Annotated in this window: 10 protein-coding genes; 1 reads left to right on the top strand and 9 read right to left on the bottom strand. The window is 50.7% G+C overall.

Annotated elements, in window-relative coordinates; genetic code table 11:
• The 8 genes from IJN28_05665 to IJN28_05630 all read right to left on the bottom strand — a co-directional run.
• A partial coding sequence (locus IJN28_05665) for an NAD(P)H-dependent oxidoreductase (GenBank protein MBQ6713253.1) occupies positions 1-369 on the bottom strand: 369 nt, incomplete at its 3' end.
• A 93-nt stretch (positions 370-462) separates the two neighbouring features.
• Positions 463-684: a hypothetical protein gene (locus IJN28_05660; protein MBQ6713252.1), complete on the bottom strand. Its 222-nt coding sequence runs from the start codon at positions 682-684 to the stop codon at positions 463-465.
• 177 nt (positions 685-861) lie between these two features.
• On the bottom strand, positions 862-1,308 hold the full coding sequence (locus IJN28_05655; protein ID MBQ6713251.1) for a DUF3887 domain-containing protein: 447 nt from the start codon (positions 1,306-1,308) through the stop codon (positions 862-864).
• Positions 1,309-1,479: 171 nt separating this feature from the next.
• On the bottom strand, positions 1,480-1,719 hold the full coding sequence (locus IJN28_05650) for a manganese catalase family protein (GenBank protein MBQ6713250.1): 240 nt from the start codon (positions 1,717-1,719) through the stop codon (positions 1,480-1,482).
• Between the two features lie 33 nt (positions 1,720-1,752).
• Positions 1,753-3,114 (bottom strand): recombinase family protein, encoded by a 1,362-nt coding sequence (locus tag IJN28_05645; protein ID MBQ6713249.1) that lies wholly within the window; start codon positions 3,112-3,114, stop codon positions 1,753-1,755.
• On the bottom strand, positions 3,065-3,253 hold the full coding sequence (locus tag IJN28_05640; GenBank protein ID MBQ6713248.1) for a hypothetical protein: 189 nt from the start codon (positions 3,251-3,253) through the stop codon (positions 3,065-3,067). The genes IJN28_05645 and IJN28_05640 overlap by 50 nt, the downstream gene beginning before the upstream one ends.
• An 84-nt stretch (positions 3,254-3,337) precedes the next feature.
• Positions 3,338-3,586 carry a hypothetical protein gene (locus IJN28_05635; GenBank protein ID MBQ6713247.1) on the bottom strand — a complete coding sequence of 83 codons (249 nt, stop codon included), beginning with the start codon at positions 3,584-3,586 and terminating at the stop codon, positions 3,338-3,340.
• 9 nt (positions 3,587-3,595) lie between these two features.
• Entirely contained in the window at positions 3,596-4,312 is a 717-nt protein-coding gene (locus IJN28_05630; GenBank protein MBQ6713246.1) for a radical SAM protein, read from the bottom strand.
• Here IJN28_05630 and IJN28_05625 point away from each other — a divergent pair.
• The gene (locus IJN28_05625; protein ID MBQ6713245.1) at positions 4,292-5,809 is read left to right on the top strand and encodes a phosphoribosylaminoimidazolecarboxamide formyltransferase; all 1,518 of its coding nucleotides are present in this window, start codon (positions 4,292-4,294) and stop codon (positions 5,807-5,809) included. The two genes, IJN28_05630 and IJN28_05625, sit on opposite strands and share 21 nt — an antisense overlap.
• A gap of 28 nt (positions 5,810-5,837) precedes the next feature.
• Here IJN28_05625 and IJN28_05620 read toward each other — a convergent pair.
• On the bottom strand, positions 5,838-6,233 hold a 396-nt coding region (locus tag IJN28_05620; GenBank protein ID MBQ6713244.1), incomplete at its 5' end, for an isochorismatase family protein.

Below are 6,233 nucleotides of genomic sequence, written 5' to 3'. Positions count from 1 at the left end.
GCCGTATGCACCGCCGCCCGAGTAGACGATCATGCCCTTGACCATCATATGCGTCAAGAGCATCGTCAGTGCATTCGAGGCACCGCCCTGACAATAGTCTGCCGTTGCAAACACCGCACCGAGCTTGCCTGCAAGCGAGATATTACGCGATTCATCGAACCACTTTTTGATCTGCCAGACACTGCTCGCATAATAGACGGGCGTTCCCAAAATAAAAGCATCACTTTCAGCGAGGAAATCGAGATCGATCTCGTCGATAGCGAACACGCCGACTTCCATACCGTCGACCGAGCGCACACCCTCTGCGATCTTTTCTGCCATCGCTTTTGTTCTGCCGCCTTTGCTGTAATAAGCGATCGTAATTTTCATATGTATCATTCCTCTGTTCGAATATATAAAAATGGACAGTAAAATCCTGTTGCCAAGACTTCACTGTCCATTACACGGCATTATAAATAAAGATTATTCTGCGTCCAAGTAACCCGGTTGCTGCGTGATTTTTTCCATGCCTGCGCGCTGATATGCCAAGAATTCTTCTTTCGTAAGCGGCATACCTGCCAATTTGGAGCAAGCGATGATGATTTCCATCACGTGTTCGTCGTTTCTCGGTGCAACCAAGGACGTTTTCATGAACTTGCGGAAATTCGCGTTATTTTCAATTTTCTCATAAACCTTTTCAATCACAGTTATCTCTCCTCACCTTGAAACTGGCTAACTTGTATATCTCTTATTTTACAACAAAAGCGCAAGATTGCCAAATATTTTTTTCACATTTTACAACATTTTGAGAAAATTTTTCTCATTCTCATCGAATCGTCTATCTGAAACGTACATTCGTCAATATTGTCTACTAAACTTTGCTTATTTCTTAGCCTGTTCTGCCGGTGCCTCTTGCTGTACTTGAAGCGGTGTAAGCGAGAAACTCATGACTTTCGGTGCATCTGTCGTTACATCGAACAAGAATTCGATGCGAACGAACTGCTGTTTCGCGAAGCTTGCCAGATACGTTACACGGTCGCCCTGATCGAATTTCTGGAGCGCAATGAATTTCATATCCTGCATTTTACCGAATTTCGCTCTGACTTCTTTTTTCATTTCATTCAATTTTGCTTTGTCGAGCGACTGCTGAAGAGCGGGCGTAAAGTCTTGGCTTACGACTTCATAAGATGTCGTTTTCGTCAGCGCAGACATCACCTGCGATGCTACTGCTTCTTCTTTCGTTAAGATCTGTCCGTTCGTCGCCGCAAGTGCGACCGAGCTGAAGCAGAAAAGGCAAAGAGTCGTGACCAATAAGAGTAATTTTTTCATCGTTATCCTCTCCTTATGATTCATTTTTTGCATCTTATCGTATTGATATAAATTCCCCTTCGGTACGCAAAAACCTTCTTTTTATAATGATTTTATCGTGCCATTTCTTACAAATATAAAGAGGAGCGTATCTTCCGCCCCTCTTTCCTCCATATGGTTCTAACCGTCTGCTTATACCGTTTCAGCCGTATCGGCACCGTTCCATACACGTTTGCATTTGCACATCCATTCCTGCACCTCGTTGAGTGCTTCGCCGAATCGCTGGAGGTGGACGACTTCACGTTCCCACAAATATCGAAGCACATCTTTGACGCACGGGTCGGGACAGACGGCAATGAGATTTTCGTACGTGACGCGTGCACCCTGCTCGGCATAGATGTTGGCAACAAGATCGGCGATCGGATCACCCAGGCTCGCTACATAGACGGTCTGCGCAAGTGCGGTCTAGCAAAGCGTAACAAGCAGCGCGCCGTCCTCTTGGGCGGTGATCGTGCGTATCCATCGCGGACGATACGTGCTTTCTGCCATACGTGCGCATACGGCATCACGCGCACCAAGACAGGCAGACGGCTCTACGGCACCGCTCGCACGTGCTTCGCCTGCGAGAAGTGCACACCGCCGCCTGTATTCTTCTCTCGTGATGGCGCCCGTAAGCAAAAGCGCATCTTGATTTGCCCGTCTTTTTTCGTGCGTGCGCCTAAGCTTTACAGTGCTTTCGGCAGACAGTTTTCGCGCCAGTCGAAGGGCGTCTGCCCACCGCGCAGGCGTGATCCATGTATCGAGCCACGCAGATAGTGTTTCGATAAGAGATTCTTCTTTGATGCGCGTACGATTCGGGCACGCACTCCTCCCTTCACGGTCACGCTTTCCGCAGGTATAGACGATACCGCTCTTTTGCGTACGCCTGCGAAACGCGCTCTTACATACACCGCATACGAGAAGATGTTCTCCTGCCATGCTGTGATCTCGTGTCGGACGTGAGCGCACCTTCTGCACCGCCCGCCACACGTCTTCCGATACGATCGCCCATTCGGGTCTGCAGAACGTATACTGTTCGCTCGTTGGTACGGTGCGCCTCTCGCTCGTCAGATAGTCGATGACTTCCGTCTGATGTGTACGCAACGTGCCGCAGTAGAGCGGATTTGAGAGAATCTGTCGTACACTGCTTTCGCCGAAGAGGTGACCGCTTTTCGTCAGCACGCCTTCCGTACTAAGCAGTCTTGCGATACGCCGACTGCCCCAGCCTTCGCCTGCCAGTCGGTAGATGCGCCTGACAACCTCGGCTTCGCGCTCGTTGATCGTCATATGAAAGATATCGCCTTCTTTTCTGTCGTAGCCGTAGACGCGATTCGGCACGCGCCCCATTCTCGCGTGATGGTCTTTCGTGAATTTCACGCGTTTTGAAAGGTTCGCCGATTCTTCCTGCGCGACGGCGGCAAGAATGGTAAGGAACAGTTCTCCTTCTCCCGACGAACAGTTCGCCGTGAGGAATCGGCAGTCGATGCCCAGCCGTTTCAGCTCGCGTACTGAGCTTAGAAAGTCGAGTACGTTTCTTGCCATGCGTGAGATATCCTTGACCAATAAGAGGTCGAACAATCCCGCCTTCGCATCGTGCATCATCTCGCCGAATGCGCGCCGATCGCGAAGCCGTGTACCGCTGACACCGCCGTCTGCGTAGATGCGGTAGAGCGTCAGCCCATGTTCTCTCGCGTAATCGCGAAAGAATGATTCCTGCTCACCAAGGCTTGCCAGCTGTTCATTCGATGCTGTCGATACACGGCAATACGCGGCGACCGTCTTTGTCATCGTCAGCCTCCTTACGCACAATGTCAGGTATGCAAAGATTGGTTTCGCGCTCTCGCCCCACCTCGAGCGCGGCCTCGGCAAGTACGCGTAATAATCGTTTTTCTGCCTCTTTATCGAGTGGTGGCACTATGATCTTCATACAGACTCCCTCCTTGCCTATCCGTATGAAAGAGGTGCGCAAAAAAAGAACGACCTGCCGATAAGGCCGTTCTCATTCATATTACTATACTTCTCTGTAAGGACAGTTACCCTTATTATCAATTACTTCTATAGGTTTAAATTTAGGATGTCGATACTTCTGACAAGACGCTTTTGTATAATGATTACTCCATACACTTCCGTCAGATTGAAACGTACAATCTTTACATTGCTTGCAATATTCAAATTGAGTATTATCAGTGAGAATCTCTTCATCCCAACGTTCCTGCAAAGTTTTCTTTTTTCTTATTTGTTCTTTTCCCAATGCGTTCATCTCCATCCCTTATATTCCTGCAAGGTCGAATTGGGGAATATATCCTGCATCTGCCGATTCTTCTTCCTGCACGAACCCGTCCTCGATACCTGATTCGAACAGATAGTCTTCGACCTCTTGGTATTCTTCGTCTGTCACGCGCCGATTGAGCGCAGGAAAGGGCAATTCTCGACAAGGCGTATACTGGCGCATCAGACTGAACAATACCATATGCGAAGGGAATTCGCTCGCCACCCAGTCGATGACGCGCTTCGTATTTTCGACCGCACCCGGCAGAAGCAGATGGCGTATCACGACACCGCGCTGTAAGATGCCGTCGTCGTCCATGACGTACGCGCCGACTTGGCGCACCATCTCGCGAATGGCATCCTTCGCCACGCGCGGATAATCCTCGGCATGCGAATACGCACGTGCAAGACGGCTGTCCATGTACTTCATATCGGGAAGATAGATCTGCACCTTGCCTTCAAGACGGCGCAGAGATTCCACTCGCTCATAGCCGCCGCAGTTATAGACGACAGGTACAGGAAGCGGCTCATCAAGGCTCTCTATGACGCTGTCAAGATAGTGCGATGCTGTGACGAGATTGATATTGTGCGCGCCCTTTGCAACGAGCTCGCCGTATATCTCTCTAAGGCGTTCTACCGTCACATCTTTCCCGTGACCGTCTGCGATATCGTGATTCTGGCAATAGATGCAGCCGAGATGACATCCGCTGAAAAACACCGCTCCGCTTCCGCGACTGCCGCTGATGCAAGGCTCCTCCCATTCGTGAAGCATCGCCTTGGCAAGCCTTACCGTACGGCTCATCTTGCAGTAACCGAGCGTTCCCTCTATATCATCATTCGTCTGTTTGCGCACGATATTGCACATACGCGGACAGAGCGTACACGTTTCCATATCATATCCCCCTTTGTTATTATTGTAACACAAATCGTCCTCCCACGATTGACAAAAAAACATTTTGCACCGTATAATGAAAGAATAGATAACCGCAATATGACAAGAGATATGCCTCTCGGCGATCTCGGCAAAGGAGAAGAAGTAATGAAAGAATTCATGCTCAAATATGGTTGCAACCCGAACCAAAGCACGTCGAAGATCTACATGAAAAACGACGCAGAACTTCCTATCAAAATTCTCAACGGTCGTCCCGGCTACATCAACTTCCTTGATGCGTTCAACAGCTGGCAGCTCGTCAAAGAATTGAAAGAAGCAACAGGTCTTCCTGCGGCAGCTTCGTTCAAACACGTCAGCCCGGCAGGTGCGGCAGTAGGTCTTCCGCTTTCCGATACACTCAAAAAGATCTATTATGTAGATGACTTGGAGCTCACTCCGCTCGCAACGGCTTACGCTCGTGCGCGTGGTGCAGACCGTATGTCGTCCTACGGCGACTTCGTCGCACTCTCCGATGTATGCGACAAAGAAACGGCTACGATGCTCGCTCGCGAAGTATCCGACGGCGTGATCGCACCGGGTTACACAGACGAAGCACTCGCTATCCTCAAAACGAAACGTAAAGGCACGTACAATGTCATCGAGATCGACCCGAACTACGTTCCGGAAGAAGTCGAAGAAAAAGACTTGTTCGGCATCACGTTCTCGCAGTCGCGCAACAACGCACAGATCACGGAAGCACTCTTTGAAAACCGCCCGACGGCGAACAAAGACCTCCCGGAAGAAGCACGCCGCGACCTTCTTATCGCTCTTATCACGCTCAAATACACGCAGTCGAACTCCGTCTGCTATGCCAAAGACGGTCAGGCTATCGGTATCGGTGCAGGCCAGCAGTCCCGCGTACATTGCACGCGCCTTGCCGGCAACAAAGCTGATATCTGGTGGCTCCGCCAGCATCCGCAGGTGCTCGCGCTCCCGTTCAAAGACTCGATCCGTCGCCCCGACCGCGACAACACGATCGACGTCTACATTTCCGATGATTATATGGACGTTCTCGCAGAAGGCGTATGGCAGCAGTTCTTCACCGAAAAACCGGAGCCTCTTACGCGCGAAGAGAAAAAACATTGGATCCAGACGCTCTCGGGCGTATCGCTCGGTTCCGATGCATTCTTCCCGTTCGGCGACAACATCGAACGCGCTCACAGAAGCGGTGTAACGTACATCGCACAGGCGGGCGGCTCGATCCGCGATGACAATGTTATCGAAACGTGCGATAAATACGGCATCGCAATGGCATTCACAGGCCTTCGCCTCTTCCATCACTAAGAACGACAAAAGACTGACGACTTGTTCGTCAGTCTTTTTTATTCTCGCGACGATAGTCGTCTGCCTGCATCAGCGTCACATGCGGAGCAAAATCCTCCGACAGTATCACTTCTGCCATGCGAAGCTTATCAACGGACGTGCTTGCCCACGCATCAGTCAGACAAATGATATCACTGCCTCGCTCGGCAGCTTCGAGCACCGTCGCCAACACACAACATTCGGCTATCACTCCGCAGACGACAAGACGCGCCACTTCGCCTGTCCATTCGGCGAACCCGTCTGCCCGATACGCGGAATAGCCTGCCTTGTCGAACACCTTGTATTCGCGCGCAAACGGTGCCAGTCTTTCTGTGATCTCACCGTACGATGGTTCGGTATGGATATCTATATATTTTGCCCGATACCGCCTCCACGACCCCTGCGG

The sequence above is a fragment of the Selenomonadales bacterium genome (assembly GCA_017442105.1).
Classification (GTDB): Bacteria; Bacillota; Negativicutes; order RGIG982; family RGIG982; genus RGIG982.
This window is presented reverse-complemented; position numbering and strand designations above follow the sequence as displayed.

Bases quoted from the DNA above. Each gene is read 5' to 3' on its own strand.
- IJN28_05655 (MBQ6713251.1), bottom strand. From the start codon at position 1,308: ATGAAAAAATTACTCTTATTGGTCACGACTCTTTGCCTTTTCTGCTTC.
- IJN28_05645 (MBQ6713249.1), bottom strand. From the start codon at position 3,114: ATGACAAAGACGGTCGCCGCGTATTGCCGTGTATCGACAGCATCGAAT.
- IJN28_05640 (MBQ6713248.1), bottom strand. From the start codon at position 3,253: ATGAAGATCATAGTGCCACCACTCGATAAAGAGGCAGAAAAACGATTA.
- IJN28_05635 (MBQ6713247.1), bottom strand. From the start codon at position 3,586: ATGAACGCATTGGGAAAAGAACAAATAAGAAAAAAGAAAACTTTGCAG.
- IJN28_05625 (MBQ6713245.1), top strand. From the start codon at position 4,292: ATGACATCCGCTGAAAAACACCGCTCCGCTTCCGCGACTGCCGCTGAT.